This is a genomic window from Campylobacter concisus, assembly GCF_003048575.1.
In the GTDB taxonomy this organism is placed as follows: Bacteria; Campylobacterota; Campylobacteria; order Campylobacterales; family Campylobacteraceae; genus Campylobacter_A; species Campylobacter_A concisus_U.
In genome coordinates, this window is sequence record NZ_PIRZ01000004.1 from 187,356 (window position 1) to 206,034 (window position 18,679).

25 protein-coding genes are annotated in these 18,679 nt (G+C 38.5%); all 25 read left to right on the top strand.

Going from position 1 to position 18,679, the window contains the following annotated elements:
* Positions 1 to 15 precede the first annotated feature (15 nt).
* The 25 genes from rpsE to CVS84_RS06505 all read left to right on the top strand — a co-directional run bounded on the left by rpsE (position 16) and on the right by CVS84_RS06505 (position 18,586).
* Positions 16 to 459, top strand: coding sequence for a 30S ribosomal protein S5 (gene rpsE / locus CVS84_RS06385; RefSeq protein ID WP_002941646.1), 444 nt, complete (start codon positions 16 to 18; stop codon positions 457 to 459).
* Between the two features lie 15 nt (positions 460 to 474).
* Entirely contained in the window at positions 475 to 876 is a 402-nt protein-coding gene (gene rplO, locus CVS84_RS06390) for a 50S ribosomal protein L15 (RefSeq protein ID WP_021089212.1), read from the top strand.
* Positions 876 to 2,138, top strand: coding sequence for a preprotein translocase subunit SecY (gene secY, locus CVS84_RS06395; protein ID WP_103604570.1), 1,263 nt, complete (start codon positions 876 to 878; stop codon positions 2,136 to 2,138). Before rplO ends, secY begins: the two co-directional genes overlap by 1 nt.
* Position 2,139: 1 nt before the next feature.
* Positions 2,140 to 2,898 (top strand): type I methionyl aminopeptidase, encoded by a 759-nt coding sequence (gene map / locus CVS84_RS06400; protein ID WP_107691612.1) that lies wholly within the window; start codon positions 2,140 to 2,142, stop codon positions 2,896 to 2,898.
* Positions 2,899 to 2,933: 35 nt separating this feature from the next.
* The gene (gene infA, locus CVS84_RS06405) at positions 2,934 to 3,152 is read left to right on the top strand and encodes a translation initiation factor IF-1 (RefSeq protein WP_002848031.1); all 219 of its coding nucleotides are present in this window, start codon (positions 2,934 to 2,936) and stop codon (positions 3,150 to 3,152) included.
* A gap of 189 nt (positions 3,153 to 3,341) precedes the next feature.
* Positions 3,342 to 3,455 (top strand): 50S ribosomal protein L36, encoded by a 114-nt coding sequence (rpmJ, locus tag CVS84_RS06410; RefSeq protein WP_002941545.1) that lies wholly within the window; start codon positions 3,342 to 3,344, stop codon positions 3,453 to 3,455.
* A gap of 3 nt (positions 3,456 to 3,458) precedes the next feature.
* Entirely contained in the window at positions 3,459 to 3,827 is a 369-nt protein-coding gene (gene rpsM, locus CVS84_RS06415) for a 30S ribosomal protein S13 (protein WP_012140556.1), read from the top strand.
* Positions 3,828 to 3,849: 22 nt separating this feature from the next.
* Positions 3,850 to 4,242, top strand: coding sequence for a 30S ribosomal protein S11 (rpsK, locus tag CVS84_RS06420; RefSeq protein WP_021091081.1), 393 nt, complete (start codon positions 3,850 to 3,852; stop codon positions 4,240 to 4,242).
* A 25-nt stretch (positions 4,243 to 4,267) separates the two neighbouring features.
* Positions 4,268 to 4,894, top strand: coding sequence for a 30S ribosomal protein S4 (gene rpsD / locus CVS84_RS06425; RefSeq protein ID WP_103580103.1), 627 nt, complete (start codon positions 4,268 to 4,270; stop codon positions 4,892 to 4,894).
* Between the two features lie 14 nt (positions 4,895 to 4,908).
* Positions 4,909 to 5,925, top strand: a complete 1,017-nt coding sequence (locus CVS84_RS06430; RefSeq protein WP_087578016.1) for a DNA-directed RNA polymerase subunit alpha — start codon at positions 4,909 to 4,911, stop codon at positions 5,923 to 5,925.
* 11 nt (positions 5,926 to 5,936) lie between these two features.
* Complete coding sequence (gene rplQ, locus CVS84_RS06435; protein WP_002941584.1) at positions 5,937 to 6,293, top strand: 50S ribosomal protein L17; 357 nt, start codon at positions 5,937 to 5,939, stop codon at positions 6,291 to 6,293.
* Between the two features lie 279 nt (positions 6,294 to 6,572).
* Positions 6,573 to 7,574: a hypothetical protein gene (locus tag CVS84_RS06440; protein WP_107691613.1), complete on the top strand. Its 1,002-nt coding sequence runs from the start codon at positions 6,573 to 6,575 to the stop codon at positions 7,572 to 7,574.
* A gap of 122 nt (positions 7,575 to 7,696) precedes the next feature.
* A complete protein-coding gene (locus CVS84_RS06445) occupies positions 7,697 to 8,305 on the top strand; it encodes a hypothetical protein (protein WP_107691614.1) in 609 nt (202 codons plus the stop codon).
* Positions 8,302 to 9,051 (top strand): ABC transporter permease, encoded by a 750-nt coding sequence (locus tag CVS84_RS06450; protein WP_107691615.1) that lies wholly within the window; start codon positions 8,302 to 8,304, stop codon positions 9,049 to 9,051. The genes CVS84_RS06445 and CVS84_RS06450 overlap by 4 nt, the downstream gene beginning before the upstream one ends.
* On the top strand, positions 9,048 to 9,740 hold the full coding sequence (locus tag CVS84_RS06455) for an ABC transporter ATP-binding protein (RefSeq protein ID WP_107691616.1): 693 nt from the start codon (positions 9,048 to 9,050) through the stop codon (positions 9,738 to 9,740). Before CVS84_RS06450 ends, CVS84_RS06455 begins: the two co-directional genes overlap by 4 nt.
* A gap of 76 nt (positions 9,741 to 9,816) precedes the next feature.
* Positions 9,817 to 10,734: an NrtA/SsuA/CpmA family ABC transporter substrate-binding protein gene (locus CVS84_RS06460; RefSeq protein ID WP_107691617.1), complete on the top strand. Its 918-nt coding sequence runs from the start codon at positions 9,817 to 9,819 to the stop codon at positions 10,732 to 10,734.
* Between the two features lie 207 nt (positions 10,735 to 10,941).
* A complete protein-coding gene (locus tag CVS84_RS06465) occupies positions 10,942 to 11,217 on the top strand; it encodes a NifU family protein (protein ID WP_021091089.1) in 276 nt (91 codons plus the stop codon).
* The gene (locus CVS84_RS06470; protein ID WP_103604578.1) at positions 11,204 to 11,758 is read left to right on the top strand and encodes a histidine kinase; all 555 of its coding nucleotides are present in this window, start codon (positions 11,204 to 11,206) and stop codon (positions 11,756 to 11,758) included. The genes CVS84_RS06465 and CVS84_RS06470 overlap by 14 nt, the downstream gene beginning before the upstream one ends.
* The gene (locus tag CVS84_RS06475; RefSeq protein WP_107691618.1) at positions 11,736 to 13,019 is read left to right on the top strand and encodes a UDP-N-acetylmuramoyl-L-alanyl-D-glutamate--2,6-diaminopimelate ligase; all 1,284 of its coding nucleotides are present in this window, start codon (positions 11,736 to 11,738) and stop codon (positions 13,017 to 13,019) included. Before CVS84_RS06470 ends, CVS84_RS06475 begins: the two co-directional genes overlap by 23 nt.
* 2 nt (positions 13,020 to 13,021) lie before the next feature.
* Positions 13,022 to 13,369 (top strand): aspartate 1-decarboxylase, encoded by a 348-nt coding sequence (panD, locus tag CVS84_RS06480; protein WP_002941539.1) that lies wholly within the window; start codon positions 13,022 to 13,024, stop codon positions 13,367 to 13,369.
* Positions 13,370 to 13,373: 4 nt separating this feature from the next.
* Positions 13,374 to 13,688 carry a YbaB/EbfC family nucleoid-associated protein gene (locus CVS84_RS06485; protein ID WP_054197266.1) on the top strand — a complete coding sequence of 105 codons (315 nt, stop codon included), beginning with the start codon at positions 13,374 to 13,376 and terminating at the stop codon, positions 13,686 to 13,688.
* Positions 13,685 to 14,794, top strand: coding sequence for a PDZ domain-containing protein (locus CVS84_RS06490; protein ID WP_107691619.1), 1,110 nt, complete (start codon positions 13,685 to 13,687; stop codon positions 14,792 to 14,794). The genes CVS84_RS06485 and CVS84_RS06490 overlap by 4 nt, the downstream gene beginning before the upstream one ends.
* On the top strand, positions 14,791 to 15,690 hold the full coding sequence (locus tag CVS84_RS06495) for a polyprenyl synthetase family protein (RefSeq protein ID WP_107691620.1): 900 nt from the start codon (positions 14,791 to 14,793) through the stop codon (positions 15,688 to 15,690). The genes CVS84_RS06490 and CVS84_RS06495 overlap by 4 nt, the downstream gene beginning before the upstream one ends.
* Before the next feature lie 133 nt (positions 15,691 to 15,823).
* A complete protein-coding gene (gene tkt, locus CVS84_RS06500; protein ID WP_107691621.1) occupies positions 15,824 to 17,734 on the top strand; it encodes a transketolase in 1,911 nt (636 codons plus the stop codon).
* A gap of 57 nt (positions 17,735 to 17,791) precedes the next feature.
* Positions 17,792 to 18,586: an undecaprenyl-diphosphate phosphatase gene (locus CVS84_RS06505; protein ID WP_107691622.1), complete on the top strand. Its 795-nt coding sequence runs from the start codon at positions 17,792 to 17,794 to the stop codon at positions 18,584 to 18,586.
* Positions 18,587 to 18,679: the final 93 nt, after the last annotated feature.

Genomic DNA, 18,679 nt, shown 5'->3' on the forward strand with positions numbered 1-18,679 from the left:
CCCAAAGGAAAATCGATGGAAAAATATAATAGAGAAGAATTTGAAGAAGTAATCGTCGATATCGGTCGGGTTACAAAGGTTGTTAAAGGTGGTCGTAGATTTAGATTTACAGCTTTAGTTGTTGTTGGTAATAGAAATGGTCTAGTTGGCTTTGGCTATGGTAAAGCTAAAGAGGTACCAGATGCGATGAGAAAAGCAATTGACGACGCATTTAAAAATATTATCCACGTTAAGATCAAAGGCACAACTATTCCTCATGACGTAGAGGTAAAATATAACGCAAGTAGAATGCTACTTCGCCCAGCTAGCGAGGGTACTGGTGTTATCGCTGGTGGTAGTGCACGCCCTATTATCGAGCTTGCAGGTATTAAGGATATCCTTACTAAATCACTTGGCTCAAACAACTCAGCAAACGTCGTTCGTGCTACTATAAAAGCACTTAGTTTGCTAAAAAGCTAAGAGAAAGGAGTTAAGATGGCATTAGAAAAATTAACACCTGCTGCAGGTTCAACTCATGCAACCAAAAGAATAGGTCGTGGTCAAGGTAGCGGCAATGGTAAAACTGCTGGCAAAGGTAACAAAGGTCAAAGAGCAAGAAAAGGCTACAATGAGAAAAGAGGTTTTGAGGGCGGACAGCAACCACTTCAAAGACGTCTTCCAAAAGTAGGTTTTACTTCTAAATTTGAAAAACCTTATGTTATTAATGTCGAGAAAATCGCAGCTATAAAAGAGCTTGCTGAAATTTCAATAGCAACAATAGCTAGTGTTCATAAAATTTCAAAGAGCGTTACTAAGATAAAACTAATTGGTGCAAGCGCAAAAGCTCTTGCTTCTAAGATTAAAGACGAGAACGTTAGCGTTAGCGGAACAAAATAATGGATAAAACACTGACCAACAAGATTTTAATCACGTTGGCATTTTTGTTCGCATACAGGATACTGGCTTATGTGCCAGTTCCTGGTGTTAATGTCGACGTAATTAAAGAATTCTTCAATTCAAATAACAGCAACGCCTTGGGCTTATTTAATATGTTTAGTGGTAAGGCTGCTGAGCGTTTAAGTATTATCTCTTTAGGTATCATGCCTTACATCACAGCTTCGATCATTATGGAGCTTTTAGCAGCAACATTTCCGAAATTAGGTCAGATGAAAAAAGAGCGCGACGGTATGCAAAAATATATGCAAATTATACGCTATGCAACCATTGTTATCACTCTTGTACAATCAATCGGCGTTTCTATTGGACTTCAAAGCTTAAGTGGACGCGGTGGCGAACAAGCTATCATGATAGATATAAATTTATTTATCGCGATCTCTGCTGTATCTATGCTAACTGGCACAATGCTACTTATGTGGATAGGCGAGCAAATAACGCAACGTGGTATAGGCAATGGCATAAGTCTTATTATCTTTGCTGGTATCGTCTCTGGCATACCTAGTGCGATCGGCGGAACTGTAAATTTAGTAAATACTTCTGAGATGAATTTCCTAACAGTTATCGCTATTTTGGCGATTATTTTAGCTACCATTGGTGCTATTATATTTGTCGAGATGGGTGAAAGGCGTATCCCTATTTCTTACTCAAGAAAAGTGATAATGGAAAATCAAAACAAACGTATAATGAACTATATACCGATCAAAGTAAATTTAAGCGGTGTTATTCCACCGATATTTGCTAGTGCGATTTTGATGTTTCCTAGTACGATTTTACAGGCTAGTACAAATCCGATCATCCAAGCTATCAACGACTTTTTAAGTCCAAATGGCTATATGTTTAACTTTTTAACATTTTTATTTATCATCTTCTTTGCGTTTTTCTACGCATCGATCGTATTTAATACAAAAGATATAAGTGAAAATTTAAAGAAACAAGGCGGATTTATTCCAGGTGTTAGACCAGGGGAAAGTACGGCTAGCTATCTAAATGAAGTAGCTGGTAGGCTAACTTTGGGCGGTGCTTTATATCTTGGCATTATCTCAACATTGCCGTGGGTACTTGTAAAAACTATGGGTGTACCATTTTATTTTGGTGGCACGTCAGTACTTATCGTGGTTTCTGTCGCTCTTGATACTATGAGGCGCATAGAAGCTCAGTCTTATACAAACAAATACCAAACTCTAAGTGCAGTAGGTCTATAAAATGGCTATCACTCTAAAAAGACCAGCTGAGATAGAGAAAATGAGAGCGGCGAATAAGATCGTCGCTCAAACTCTTGATCATATTTCCACGATCATAAAACCTGGAATTTCACTTCTTGAGATAGATAAAATTTGTGAGGATATGATAAGAGCTGCTGGGGCAAAACCTGCTTTTAAAGGACTCTATGGCTTCCCAAATGCAGCTTGTATAAGCGTTAATGAAGTGGTGATCCACGGAATCCCAAATGAATATAAACTAAAAGAGGGCGATATCGTTAGTGTTGATATCGGTTCAAATTTAGATGGTTATTTTGGCGATTCGGCTAGGACTTTTGGGGTTGGTAAAATTTCAAAAGAAGATGAAGCTTTGATCGCTTGCTCAAAAGATGCACTATATTTTGCGATAGATTTCATAAGAGCCGGTATGCATTTTAAAGAAATTTGCTATGAGCTTGAGAAATTTATTCTTGGTAGAGGTTATGTGCCTTTACGTGGGTATTGTGGTCATGGCATAGGCAAAAGGCCACACGAAGAGCCAGAAATTCCAAACTACCTTGATGGAAACAACCCAAAAGCTGGACCAAAGATAAAAGAGGGAATGGTTTTTTGTATAGAGCCAATGATCTGCCAAAAAGACGGCACGCCAGTTTTAGGAAGCGATAACTGGAAAGTAACCTCAAAAGATGGTTTGAGAACTAGCCATTATGAGCATTGCATGGCGATAGTTAATGGCAAAGCCGAAATTTTAAGCCAAGCGTAAAATTTATAGCAAAAAATTTAAAGAAAGGAGAGTTTGTGGCAAAAGACGATGTCATTGAGATTGATGGAAATGTTGTTGAAGCACTACCAAATGCAACTTTTAAAGTTGAGCTTGACAACAAACATATAATTTTATGTCATATCGCCGGAAAAATGAGAATGCATTATATAAAGATAATGCCTGGCGACCGCGTAAAAGTAGAACTTACGCCATATAGCCTAGACAAGGGCAGGATCACTTATAGATATAAGTAAATTTAGCCCCTTGGCAAATATGCTAAGTAAATTTAAAGCTGGTTTTAGGTAAAATCCAAGCTTTGCGAAAAGCTGTATGAAGAATTATTTTCAAAGTTCCCCACTTATTTTGAAAATAGTTGGTTTAAATTCTTTCTTTAGACCTGATGCAGCCCCTAAAAAAGTGGAATAAATTTTTAGGAGACTAAAATGAAAGTTCGTCCTTCTGTAAAGAAGATGTGTGACAAATGTAAAATTGTCAAACGTAGTGGCATAATTCGTGTTATCTGCGAAAATCCAAAACATAAACAAAGACAAGGATAAGGCATGGCACGTATTGCAGGTGTAGATTTACCAAACAAAAAGAGAATCGAATATGGTTTGACTTATATTTATGGTATAGGTCTTTATAAATCTCGTCAAATTCTTGACGCAGCTGGAATTTCTTACGACAAGAGAGTTTATGAGCTTAGCGAAGACGAAGCAGCAGCTATCCGTAAAGAAATTCAAGAGCACCACGTCGTTGAGGGTGATTTGAGAAAACAAGTTGCTATGGATATCAAAGCTCTTATGGATCTTGGAAGTTATAGAGGTCTTCGCCACAGAAAAGGTCTTCCTGTTCGTGGCCAAAAGACTAAAACTAATGCTAGAACCAGAAAAGGCAGACGTAAAACTGTCGGTGCGGCTACTAAGTAAGGCAAGGGTTAAAGGATAATAAATGGCGAAAAGAAAAATTGTTAAGAAAAAAGTAGTTAGAAAAAGCATAGCCAAAGGTATCGTTTATATTAGTGCAACATTTAACAACACTATGGTAACTGTAACTGATGAAATGGGAAATGCTATTGCATGGAGTAGTGCAGGTGGCTTAGGCTTTAAAGGTAGTAAAAAATCAACTCCTTATGCAGCCCAACAGGCAGTTGAAGATGCTCTAAATAAAGCAAAAGAGCATGGCATAAAAGAAGTTGGTATTAAGGTTCAAGGTCCAGGTAGCGGACGTGAAACGGCTGTTAAAAGTGTAGGAACTGTTGAAGGAATTAAAGTATCTTTCTTTAAAGACATTACACCTTTACCACACAATGGTTGTAGACCGCCAAAACGCCGCCGCGTATAATTAGAGAAAAATAGGAGAAATTATTATGGCTAGATATACAGGACCTGTTGAAAAATTAGAAAGACGTCTTGGTGTGTCTCTTGCGTTAAAAGGCGAAAGAAGACTTGCTGGTAAAAGTGCTTTTGAAAAAAGACCTTATGCGCCAGGACAACATGGACAAAGAAGAGCAAAAATAAGCGAATATGGCTTACAACTTCGTGAGAAACAAAAAGCTAAATTCATGTATGGTGTTTCTGAAAAGCAATTTAGAAGATTATTTCAAGAAGCAGCACGCCGCGAGGGCAATACTGGTGCCCTTTTAGTCCAGCTACTAGAGCAAAGATTAGATAATGTTGTTTATAGAATGGGCTTTGCAACAACTCGTCGTTTTGCTCGTCAGCTAGTAACCCATGGACATATTTTAGTAAATGGCAAAAGAGTAGATATACCATCTTACAGAGTTGAGCCAGGTGCAAAAGTAGAGATTGTTGAAAAATCTAAAAATAATCCACAAATTATTCGTGCAATAGATCTTACAGCACAAACTGGTATTGTTGCTTGGGTAGATGTTGAAAAAGAGAAAAAATTTGGAATTTTCACTAGAAATCCAGAAAGAGAAGAGGTTATCATTCCTGTTGAGGAAAGATTTATAGTAGAGCTTTATTCAAAATAATAGAGGGTATAAAGATGAGAAAGATTACTACATCAGCTTATATGCCAACTGAAATTGAAGTTAAAAGTGTTAGTGAAAATGTTGCTAACATTACAGCATATCCTTTTGAGGCGGGCTATGCTGTTACCTTGGCTCACCCATTACGCCGCCTTCTTTACACAAGTACAGTAGGTTTTGCACCTATTGGTGTAAAGATCAAGGGCGTTAGCCACGAATTTGATAGTATGCGCGGCATGCTTGAGGACGTAGCATTTTTTATTATAAATTTGAAAAAGATCAGATTTAAATTAAAAAGCACCAGTGAGCGCGAAGTTATAGAGTATAGCTTTAAAGGACCAAAAGAGATAACTGGGGCTGATCTAAATAATGATCTAGTTGAGATCGTTAACCCAGACGCATACCTTGCTACAATAAACGAAGATGCTGAGTTAAATTTTTCAGTTATCATTCAAAAAGGTATCGGATATGTGCCTAGTGAAGAGATTAGAGAAGAGATCGAAGACGACTATATCGCACTTGATGCTTTCTTTACACCTGTTAAAAAAGCAGTTTACGATATACAAAATGTCTTGGTTGAGGATGATCCAGACTATGAAAAGATTGTATTTACTATAACAACTGATGGTCAAGTTAGTCCGATAGAGGCTTTTAAAAATTGTTTAGAAGCTATGTATCAACAAATGTCAGTATTTAAAGGAATTTTAGATATTGATGTTAGTACTCCAGTTGCTAGCTCAAGTGCAGGCGGTGAGTTTTCAAAGCTACTTTCTAGTGTAGAAGATCTAAATTTAAGCGCTAGAAGTTTTAACTGCCTTGACAAAGCTGATATTAGATTTATTGGCGAGCTTGCATTAATGGACGAAAATGAGCTTAAAGAGCTTAAAAATTTAGGTAAAAAATCTCTTGAAGAGATTAAAGCGGTTATGGAGGAGATAGGCTATCCAGTTGGTGCCGATGTGTTAAAGGATGGCAAAGAGCAACTAAGAAAGAAAATAACCGAGCTTAAAGCACAAATGAGTGTAAAAGAATAAAAGGACAATAGATGAGACATAAACACGGATATCGAAAACTTGGTAGAACGTCATCTCATAGATCTGCATTGCTTAAAAATTTGGCGATAGCTATCATCAAAAGCGAAAAGATAGAGACGACTTTACCAAAAGCAAAAGAGCTTAGAAGCTATGTTGAGAAGCTAATTACAAGAGCCAGAAAAGGTGACTCTAACGCTCACAGAGCAGTATTTGCTTCTTTACAAGATAAAGAAACAACAAATAAATTAGTTACTGAAGTAGCTCCAAAATTTAAAGAGCGCAATGGCGGCTATACAAGAATCATCAAGACTCGTGTTCGCAGAGGCGACGCAGCAGAGATGGCTTATATAGAGCTAGTAGCTGAATAATTATTAGAGAGCTTCGGCTCTCTTTTTTTAATTTCTTGAATATAAAATTCTCTTACCTTTAAAATAAAATCCTTTTTCCAAAAGTTTTTAAAGCTATAAATTTCTTTAATTATCTACCAAAATTATTAACCAAAACCATAAATTTTATAGTTAAAAGTTGTAAATCCTTTAATCTAAAATCATATATTTTAAATTTTTACCTTTGAACTCTATGCTAAAATTTTATTTTATAAAGACGATATTTGTTTCAAATATCTTATAAATTTCAAAGGATTTGAGATGATAGGTGGCATAAATGGAGTTGGCACAAATTTTTATGTTGGCTCGCAAAGTAGTAGAGCGCAAGAGCTTGATACTAATAATACTAAACCAAATATAGGCAAAAATTCTTTAAATAATTTATCTATCGGTTTGGTTGATAAACGAAAAAGTCATATCGATACTAGAGGTGAGCCAATAAATTTAAATGAAACAAATACGACAAAATTTCAAAAAAATAGTGAGAATCTAACATTTGCTAGCAATTTCTCGCTCTCAGGCATAGCTGCTAATGGTAAGATAAGCATCTGGGGCAAGCTCATGGGGTACGACAAACAAGTCAGTCAAGATGAGGTAAATGATCTCAAAAATTTTATCAATCAGACCAAAGCACTTGGCTTTGGCAGAGCTCACGAAGAGATCATAGGATATTATCCAACAGATGTCGATCTCTTTGCAAAAGAGTATACATCAAAACTTGATAACACACTTCTTGGGCTTGGTCACAAGAGCCACGTGGAAGGGTTTGAGATACTTGATAAAGACCTAAGCATAGATGAGTTTAAAGATAAGTGGATTGATTATGCACTTAGGCAGTATCTTGGCGAAAGAGTCGGTGTGGAGAGCATTACGATAGGCAAAAAGGCTATCTCCATGCTAACTAGCACTAATAAGCCTCCAGTTGAGTATCAGACTCTACAAAATATAAATTTCACTGACGAAGAGAGTAGACAGAGATTTCTTACGCTTATGAAAGCTGGCATGAAGAGTGGGGCGGATTTTAAAGAGGTGGTAGAGGGCGTGCTCTCGCTTTATAATGTGCAAAATACAGACAAACTTGATGGCAACAAAGTCTATGCTTCAGTGATCGGACGAAGCGAGAAACTGGCTACTTACGACATCAACAAAGATGAGAAATTTGCCTATCTTAAGGAGCTAATGCAGCTTGAGAAAAATGGAGTTGATATACTAAAGCTAATGGAAAAAGTGGAGCAAAAAAAGAAATTAGATATAAAAGTGTAGGCTAAATTTAGTTTTTTGCACCGCTTATCTTTGTGATTTTAGTCATAAGTGGCTCTTTTTACTTGTTTTAAATTTTTAAATGATAGAATCTTGATTTCTATTATTAAAATTACGGAGAACTCTTGAGAAAGCTACTTTGGCTAAATCCGGTTGTAAAAAATATGTATGACTTCTCTGCGTTAAAAGAGCTCTTGCAAAATAAGGGCTTTAACATAGTAGAGTGCGAAAAAGATCATGTTCGTGATGTCAAAAATTCATATAAAAATTTATGCTCTAAAGGCATGGTTTTAGACAGTCGCTGTCCAAGAGCTGTAAATTTTATAAGATCAAATTTCAAAGAATTTTCAAACAATATTTCAAACTTAAATCCTATTTTAATAGAAAGCGCCATCGAGCTTAGCTCAAATCTAAAAGAAAATGAGTGGCTTTATATAACAACGCCTTGTGAGGACTTGGCTGAGCTTGGAAATTCTTTAAAATTAGAGCGAACTACATTTTTAACATGGAAAAATTTTAAAGAGCTAAACGACATAAATTTACAAATAAGCAAAATAGAATCAAGCCCGATCCCACCTGGACTTTTTGAAAATTTAGGCATAAAAACACTAAGCTTATGCAGTAAAGAAAAGATGCAAAACGCATTTTCATATAAATTTAGCGAGCTTAAAAACTACCAGATCATCGAGCTTTTATACTGTGAAAATGGCTGTCACAATGGAGATGGGCTGTGATAGAAATTTTTAAAAAGAGCGTTTTGATCCTAGTGATCTTTGCTCTCTGGCAGGTCGTTTGTGAACTAGAAATTTTCACGCCCTATATCTTGCCAAGTCCTATTACGACACTTAAAACGATGCTTGACATGAGCTTAAGCGGCGAGCTAATAACGCATGTGATGATTAGCTTTAAGCGTATATTTATTGGTTATGCTTTTGCTTTTGTTTTGGCATTTGCTTTTGGTGGAGTGGCGGCGCTATTTCCAAAAGCTAGTATTTATTATGAGTGGATACTAGAGTTTTTTAGAAATGTTCCGCCACTTAGCCTTATTGCTATTTTGGTACTTTGGTTTGGTATAAACGAAACTCCAAAAATTATTATTATCATACTAGCATCGTTTTTCCCAATGTTTTTAAGTATTTCAAAAGGGCTAACTAGCTGCGATGTAAAACTTATTGAAGTTGGTAAAATTTTTTGTTTTAGTAAATTTGAAATTTTTTACAAAATCATCCTAAAAAATGCCATAAAAGATATTTTTGTCGGTATGCGCATAGGTTTTGGCTACGCTATGCGAGCGATTGTGGGAGCGGAGATGATCGCAGCTTCTAGCGGGCTAGGCTATCTTATACTTGATGCTGAGGAGCTTTCGCGCGCAGATAGGATATTTGTTGGCATATTTACAATAGGAATTTGTGGCGTACTCATAGATAGGATATTTTTGTTTTTGATATCTAAATTTAGCCTTTTGCGAAGTGAAAAATGATAGAAATTTTAAATTTATCCAAGCATTTTTTTATTAATGGCAAGCGTATCGACGTTTTAAAAGAGCTAAATTTAACTATAAAAAAAGATAAGATCACCGTTATACTTGGCAGAAGTGGTTGCGGTAAAACGACTCTTTTAAGGCTTATTGCTGGACTTGAGGGCGTAAGTCTAGGCGAGATAAATTTTAAAGAGCAAGCAAAGATCGGTTTTGTATTTCAAGAGCCTAGGCTTATGCCTTTTTTAAACGTCTATGAAAATATAGTCTTTCCACTTAAAAAGTGCGAGATAGACGAGGCAAAGATAGATAGGCTCATATCGATGATAGGGCTTAGCGACTTTAAATTTGCCGCTGTTTCGCAGCTATCTGGTGGCATGAGCTCGCGCGTTTCTCTTGCTAGAGTGCTTGCGTACGAAGCAAATTTGATCCTTATGGATGAGCCATTTGCGGCACTTGATGCTTTTACGAGAGCCAGCATGCAGGCTGAAATTTTAAAGCTTCAAGCTGGTAAAACCATCATTTTTGTCACTCATAATGTCGATGAAGCCCTATATTTAGCAGATGAGATCATTTTGCTTGAAAAAGGCAGGATGAAATCAAGCTATGATCTATCAAATCTAGCTAAGCCAAGAGATTTGCTTTGCGATGAGCTAATAAATTTAAAGCGTAAAATTTTGAGCGAAATTTAGCATTTTATAAAATGATAATTAAAACCAAAACGAAGCAAAAAGTTATATAATTTGGAAAATTTTTAAAGGAGCAAATATGAGAAAGTTTTTTAAGATTTTGTGTGCAGCCTCTTTGCTTTGTCTAGTCGCAAACGCAAGTGAGCTAGATAAGATCGGTATGACCTATGTCAAATCGCCGCTAAATGTCCCCTCAATCGTCGATAAATTTAAAGGCTTTTATGCTAAATCTTTTGGCATGCCAGTCGAATACTCCGAGATCACCTCAGGTGCGAAACAAACGCAAGCGCTCGCTTCAAACTCACTTCAGTTTTTAAACTGCGTGGGTGGAACTTCAGTCATACTTGCAGCAGCAAATAAAGCTGATATAAAGATTATAAGTGCCTATTCAAGAGCACCTGAAGCTTTTGCGATATTTGCTAAAGATAAAGGCATAAAAACCGCTAAAGACTTAAAAGGTAAAAAAATAGCAGGGCCAAAAGGTACGATATTAAATGAGCTTTTGGTTAGGTATCTTGCTCTTGGCGGTCTAAGCATAAATGACGTAGAGTTCGTTTCTATGGGCATCCCAGCTGCACAAGCTGCACTTGAAAATGGTAGCGTCGATGCAGCACTTCTTGCTGGACCAGCTGCTTATAATGCTAAAAAATCAGGACTTAGTGTCGTAACAACAGGCAAGGGCGTCATCACTCCAGTCATCGTTACTGCCACAAGCGGAGAATTTTACAAAAAGCATAAAGATCTAGTTGAAAAATTTAAAAAGGCCCAAGATGAAATTTTGGCTTTTATGAAAGCAAATGAGGAAGAGGCATTAAAATTTACAGCTGAAGAGACCGGGCTTAGCATAGAGGCGGTAAAGAGTATGTATCCGCAGTATGACTTTAGTCCAAAGATCACGCCTGAAGATATAAAAGCACTTGAAGCTACGCAAAAATTTATGCTTGAGAGCAAGATGATTGAACAAAAAGTAGATATAAAATCGCTTCTAATAGATTAAACAAAAAGGGCGAAATTTGCCCTTTTATCCTAAAACTTATAATCAAAATTTACTAAATTTTAGCTCAAATATTTAAAAACTAAAGCTGACTAGGCGTATCAAAAAGGTTTAAATTATAAAGCAAAATTAGCACTAAGCAAAAATATAGCCATTATTTTTTGCATTTTTATTTTGCTATAATAGCCCAAAAATTTAATAGGAAAAAATATGATCCCATTTAGCGATGAAGAACTTTTAAAACCAGTCAGTGCGAGTTTGCAAAAGGTACTGCCGATGCTTGAAAATGATGGCGGTGGCATGGAGCTACTTGGCATAAAAAACGGCAAAATTTATGTAAGACTTACAGGGCATTGTCATGGATGTGCAGCTAGCACAACTACACTAAAATATGGACTCGAAAGACAACTTCGTATGGATATTCACCCAGAGCTTGAGGTCGTAAATATCCCGATTGGCGAGGAATTTGACATTGATAGATTATAAAAAAACAGGCATTAAATACTTCAAACGTTCTAAATTTAAAGAAGCGATCTTTTACTTCTCTCTAGCTTACGAAAAGACACAGGATAAAAATTTACTATTTTTGATACAAATTTGCTCCCTTGGCGAGAAAAATGCAGAGGAAGCAAAACTTTTATTTGACTATTTTATGGATAAACTAAGAGCTGGCGAAGATGATGAAGGAATGGATGAAATTTTAAAAATTTTAGAATCAAGATTGGCTAGTGATGAGTATTTTGAAGAGCAAGACGCGATTAGCTATGAGGACTTTAAAAAGGCTGTTTATAAGGATGGGAGCTTCAAAAAGGTCTTTGAAAATATCATGTTCTCAACCAAGGTCATGATCTCAAACAAAGATGATTTTTTAGAATTTTTGGGAAATTTGATAAAAAATGACTTCATCGAAATGAGTATAAACTATCTTGAGAGTGCGGCGGTGATGTTTGGCGGTGATGAGCGTATAGATCAGCTTTTTAAAGAGATACAAAAAAGACAAAACGATGAAAATATCAGTAGAAAATAGCTTCATAACAGATGACTCAAACGAGTGCGAAAAGGGCTCGTTTTTTGTACAAACTGCTGCAAATGCAAAATTTGCAGAGGCGGCGGTAAAAAATGGTGCAAAGATAATCAGCCTTGAAGAGTGTAAAAAGCTTTTAAAAATCGATGAAAGCTTAAAGATAGTTGGCATCACAGGTACAAATGGCAAGACCACAACGGCTGCTGCTATCTATGAAATTTTGCGAAATTTAGGTAAAAAATGCGGCCTAAGTGGCACAAGAGGGGCATTTATAGAGGGCAAGCAGATAGATGACAAGGCGCTTACGACAAGTGCTATTTTAAGGACTCTTTCATACCTTAAAGCAGCTAGCGAGCAAGGCTGCGAGTACTTCGTGATGGAGGTTAGCTCGCATGCGATAGCTCAAAAACGCATAGAGAGCTTAAAATTTGCTCTAAAAATTTTTACAAATTTGACTCAAGACCACCTCGACTACCACAAGAGCATGGAGGAGTACGCTAGGGTAAAGTCAAGCTTTTTTGATGATGATTGCATGAAGCTTATAAATGCTGATGATAATGGCATTAAATTTAACCCAAAAAACGCTTATACGTATTCGCTCAAAAAGCCAGCTAGCTTTGCACCGGTGGTTTATGGGCTAAAGGACGGCATAGACGCAGTTATCAAGACGCCAAATGGTGATGTGGAGATAGACTCAAGCTTGCAAGGCGAGTTTAATCTCTACAACTTACTTGCCGCACTTGGAGCCGTTTGTTTACTAGAGCATCCAGACGCAGCTGCACTTTCAAATGCGATAAGCAAATTTAAAGGTGTTAGTGGCAGGATGGAAGTGGTTAGCACCGATCCGCTAGTCATCGTGGATTTTGCTCATACGCCAGATGGTATCGAAAAGGTGCTAAACTCGCTTAGACATCTAAATTTGATCGCAGTCTTTGGCGCAGGCGGCGATAGAGATAGGACAAAGCGCCCTAAAATGGGAGCGATAGCCCAAAAATACGCAAGAATTTGCATCGTCACAAGTGACAATCCAAGAAGCGAAGAGCCAGAAAGCATAATCGATGAAATTTGCGCTGGCATGAGCCAAAATGAAAATTTGATACGAAACGTCAACCGCAAAGAGGCGATTGCACTGGCCATTAGTAAGCTAGAACACGGCTGGGCGCTTATCATACTTGGCAAAGGCGACGAGCCATATCAGGAGATAAAAGGCGTCAAGCACCCATTTAGCGACAAAGAAGTTGTAATTGAGCTTTTAAAGAGGTAAAAATGAATATAGAAATTTTAGCTAGCAAGATCCATAGAGCCGTCGTAACAGACGCAAATTTAAACTACGTTGGCTCGATCAGCATCGGCGAGGAGCTTATAAAAGCTGCAAATTTGATAGAAAATCAAAAGGTTGAAATTTTAGACGTAAATAATGGCGAGAGATTTGCCACATATGTGATAAAGGGCAAAAAAGGCGAAATTTGCCTAAACGGTGCAGCTGCTAGAAAAGTCTGCGTAGGAGACGTAGTCATAATCGTGGCTTACGCTAGCATGAAATTTAAAAAAGCTAAGAAATTTAAGCCAACCATCGTGCATGTAAATAACAAAAACGAGATCATAAAGGAGTAGACGGATGTTTGAGGGATTTGACTTTTCTAAGATGGGGCAGATGCTTGAGGATGTGCAAAGACAGGCCAAGCAGATAGAAGAAGAGAGCAAAAATAAAGAATTTGGAGCAAAAAGCGGCGGCGGACTAGTGAGCGTGAGAGCAAATGGCAGTGGCGAGATACTTGATATCAGCATAGATGATAGCTTGCTTGAAGACAAAGAGAGTATGCAAATTTTATTAATAAGTGCCGTAAATGACGTGCTAAAATCAGTTGAAGCAGATAAGAAAAACACCGCTTCAAGGATGCTTGGTGGCCTTGCTTCGATGGGGATAAAATGAAGTTAAATTACAAATTTGCCATTGCTTTTTTGCTATCAGTACTTTACTTAAATGCCGATCCTAGACCTACACAAGAGGACTTTAACGCCTGCTTTGAAAAGAACAAAAACTCAATCGTCTCAGTAAATAAACATTTTGGTGTGGCTATTACTAAAAATTTAATCGCAGTGCCAAAAAGCGAGGGAGCCCCACTTGGCGAATATGTCAAATTTGACCCATATTTACAGCTCTTTTTGGTCCGCTCTAGCAAGGAGCTAAGCCCTGTTGTGATGGCTGATGAGACCAACGAGGAGCGTATCAAAAAAAGTACTTGGGTTGGCATCTTAAATGACTCTAACAACACCGTCATGGGACATATCAAGTCTTTAGGGCAAAATTTAGGCGACTTTGATACGCTAAGCTTTGAGTACAACGCAACTGGCGAGATAAACACACCTTGTTGCAAGATGATAGGCATAGCTGTTGGAGCTGATAAATTTATACCAAATCGTTATTTAAAGCACTTTGTATCTTATGATGACGTCTATTACGGCGATATCGGCGTGAAGTTCTTGCAAAAAGAGGATAAATTTTTTGTGGGTCTTGTTGATCCTTTGGGCCGTGGCAAGATGATGATGGTCGATGATGAGCTTGTTACGATAAATGGCATCAAGCCAAAGAGCTTAAGAGAGCTAAATGAGATGGTACTTTTTGCTCCAAAGGGCGCAAAGCTTGACATCATCGTGAAGCGCGATAAACAAGAAATGCTCTTTCAAGTGCCAGTAAGCGGGGAGGTGAAATTTAACCAAAGCCTCGATATAGAAGCCCCTTCAAGCCTTGATATACCAAATTTTAACATCATGCCAAAAGAGCCACAAACAATGCTTGATGATAAGATTTTAGTGGATTATGGTATCACGGTGGATAAAGATTTAGTCGTTACCAAGGTCGAGCCAAAGTCGAATGCAGAAATTTTTGGCATCAAGACCGGTGATAAAATTTTGGGTTTTGATAAACAGAGCGTGAGTAGTCGTGAAGAGCTTTTAGAGAAGCTTGGTGAATTAAAAAATTTTACGCTTCTATTTACTAGAAATGACTTTCAGTTTTTTGCAAGAGTGCCAAAATGAGCCTACTTGAGGACTTTGTAAAATTTTTAAACGAAAATTTACCAAAGGTGTCTAGCTTTCATCCTTATTATGAGGAGGCACTTGGCGTTATGCTAAAGGCTGGAGGCAAGCACTTTAGGGCACTATTGCTTCTTGGTGTGGTGGAAAGTGTGGATAAAAGCCTCACGCAAAAGGCCATGAGAGTGGCTTTAGGGCTTGAGATGATGCACACTTATTCGCTCATTCATGATGATCTGCCGTCTATGGATAATGCAAGCCTAAGACGCGGCACTCCAACGCTTCATGTAACCTACGACGAGACAACTGCGATACTTGCAGGAGATGCGCTAAATACGCATGCTTTTTATGAAATTTCACGCGCTGATCTGAGTGCTGAAACACGTATAAAATGCGTGGAAATTTTAAGCCAAAATGCTGGCGTTAGCGGCATGGTGCTAGGTCAGGCGCTGGATTGTTTTTTTGAAAATACAGATAAAGAGGACATTAAAAGAGCAAAGGCTAAATTTGGCCTATCTGGCAAGATACTAAGCCTTGATGAGCTAGTCTTTTTACATATCCACAAAACCGCAAAGCTCATCGCCGCTAGCCTAAAAATGGGCGCTGTGATAGTAAATTTAAGCGAAACAGAGTGCGAAAAAATTTATGATATCGGCCTAAAGCTCGGCCTTGCTTTTCAGATACAAGATGACATCATCGATCTTACAAGCGACGAGGCGGCCGCTGGAAAGCCTGTGCATAACGACTTAGCTAAAAACTCATTTACAAATTTACTAGGTCTATCTGGCGCAAAAAAGAAAAAAGACGAGCTTATTGGTGAAATAGAAGAGGCACTAAATCAGATAGACGCTGGCATAGCAAAGATGATCTTAGAGCTTACAGATAAACACCTTAGATAAAAGCTAGAAATTTCTAGCTTTTTACTGCTAAAAATTTAAAAAATTTATATCACTATTTAGACATTTTGGACAAAAATGCAAGGCAAGTTTTAATCACTTTTTTGTATAATCTGACGCAATAAAAGGAGATCATATGCTAAAAAAACAAGCCAATACTATAAGATTTTTGTGCGCTGATATGGTGCAAAACGCTAACAGCGGACACCCAGGTGCTCCTATGGGTCTAGCTGATATCATGGTGGTTTTAAGCAACTTTTTAAAACACAATCCAAAAAATCCAAAATGGCTAAATAGAGACAGGCTCGTTTTTAGCGGTGGTCACGCATCAAGCTTGGTTTACAGCTTTTTACACCTAAGTGGCTATGATCTAAGCCTTGATGAGCTTAAAAATTTTCGCCAACTTGGCTCAAACACTCCAGGACACCCAGAGATTCACACTCCAGGTGTTGAGGTAGCTACTGGCCCACTTGGTCAGGGTGTGGCAAATGCAGTGGGTCTAGCCATGGCAGAAAAATACGCTGCAAACGTGCTAAACGAGCCAGATAATAAAATAATCGATCATAAAATTTACTGCCTTTGCGGCGACGGTGACCTAGAAGAGGGCATAAGCTACGAGGCATGTTCGTTGGCTGGAAATTTAAGACTAGACAACCTTGTACTCATTTATGACTCAAACAACATCACGATCGAGGGCGACACAGCGATCGCATTTAGCGAGGACGTCAAAGCTAGGTTTGAGGCGCAGGGCTGGGAGGTCGCACGTATCGATGGACACGATTATGACCAGATCGAATTTGCGTTAGAGCAGGCAAACGAGAAAGAGTCACCATATCTCATCATCGCAAACACACACATAGCACGTGGCGCAATGGAGCTTGAAGGCAGCCACCACAGCCACGGCGCCCCACTTGGCGAAGAGATCATCAAAAAGGCAAAGGCTGCAGCTGGTTTTGATCCTGAGAAGAAATTTGCCATTGACGAGGACGTGCTTTTAAGGTTTAGAGGCGCAGTTGAAAAGGGCGATCTTAAAGAAGCGATGTGGAACAAAAAGGTTGAGGCACTAAGCATTGAAGGCAAAAATTTATTAAACTCGCTTCTTAATCCAGACTTTAGTAAGATCGAATTCCCTGACTTTAGCGACAAAAAGCTAGCCACAAGAGATACAAACCATGTCATTTTAAATGAGATAGCTAAAAAACTACCTGGCTTTATCGGCGGTAGCGCTGACTTAGCTCCTTCAAATAAGACTGAGCTAAAGGGTATGGGCGACTTCCCAAATGGCAAAAATATCCACTACGGCATCAGAGAGCACGCCATGGCAGCTATCAACAACGGCATCTCAAGATACGGCCTTTTCTTGCCATTTTCAGCGACATTTTTCATCTTTAGTGACTATCTAAAGCCAAGTGCAAGGATAGCAGCACTCATGGGCATCAAACACTTTTTTGTTTTCACACACGATAGCATCGGCGTTGGCGAAGATGGTCCGACACACCAGCCTATCGAGCAGCTTAGCACATTTAGAGCGATGCCAAATTTCTACACTTTCCGCCCAGCTGATGGCAACGAAAACTCAGCTAGCTGGCAAGTGGCTCTAAATTTAAACGCTCCAAGCGCCTTTGTGCTTAGCCGTCAAGGGCTTGAGCCACTTGCAAAAGGCGAATTTGGCGAGGTTAGCAACGGCGCATATCTGCTAAGCTCGTCAAAAGATGCGAAGATCACATTTATAGCAAGCGGTAGCGAGGTCTCACTCTGTGTAAAAGCAGCTGAAATTCTTGGCGAACAAGGCATTGGTGCAAACATCGTGTCAGCTCCTTGTTTTGACCTACTTTGCGAGCAGCCAGCTGAGTATGTGGCTAGAATTTTAGATAAAAACACAACTATCATCGCAGTTGAAGCTGCAACTGGCTATGAGTGGTATAAATTTGCCGATGCAGTTTATGGCATGAATAGCTTTGGCGCTAGCGGAAAGGCTAACGAGCTATTTGATCACTTTGGATTTACTCCGCAAAAACTTGCAAATTTTGCTAGCGAACTTATATAAATTTAATCTTGGGGAGTAAAATCCCCAACTGCAATCTAAAATCAAAAAAGGCATTTTATGGAAATTTCTCACGTTATTGTTTTGGCCTTGGTGCAAGGTATAAGCGAATTTTTGCCGATATCTAGCTCGGCTCATCTTATCTTGGTGCCAAAGCTACTTGGCTGGCCAGATCAAGGTCTTGCTTTTGACGTGGCAGTGCACGTTGGTACATTAAGTGCGATACTTTTTTATTTTAAAGATACGATTTTTAAGCTACTTCGTGACTTTTTTGCCTCGATCGCACAAAGAAAGATGGTAGGCGATAGCTTGCTTGTCTGGTGTGTCGGCTTTGCTACCATTCCAGTTGGGGTCTTTGGACTTTTGTTTAACAACATTATCGAAGAATATGCAAGAAGTGGCGTTGTGATCGCTATTACTACGATCGTCTTTGGCATAGCACTTTACTTTGCGGATCTTCGCTCGACAAATAAAAGCGAATATGAAATGACCATAAAATTTGCGCTTATTATCGGCCTTGCTCAAGCTGTGGCGCTCATCCCTGGCGTCTCAAGATCAGGTGTGACGATGACAGCGGCCTTATTTTTAGGCTTTAGCCACAAGGGAAGTGCGAATTTCTCATTTTTGATGTCAATCCCAGTCATCATCCTAGCTGGCGGCCTAGAGAGCTTAAAGCTCATAAAAGACCCAAATGCTCTGCCATGGAGCGACATCGCCCTTGGTGTCATCATAAGTGCTGTTAGTGCTTATCTCTGTGTTAAGCTATTTATGGGTATCATCTCAAGAATCAGGATGCTGCCTTTTGTCATCTACCGCTTGATTTTGGGAGCATTTTTGCTTTATCTATTTTTGTGATTTTAAGTCTTTAGAAAGTAAAAGCCAAGTGTGGAGAAAATTTTCACACTTGGCAAGAATATATAACTCGAGTATCTTTCAGAAAAAATTTCA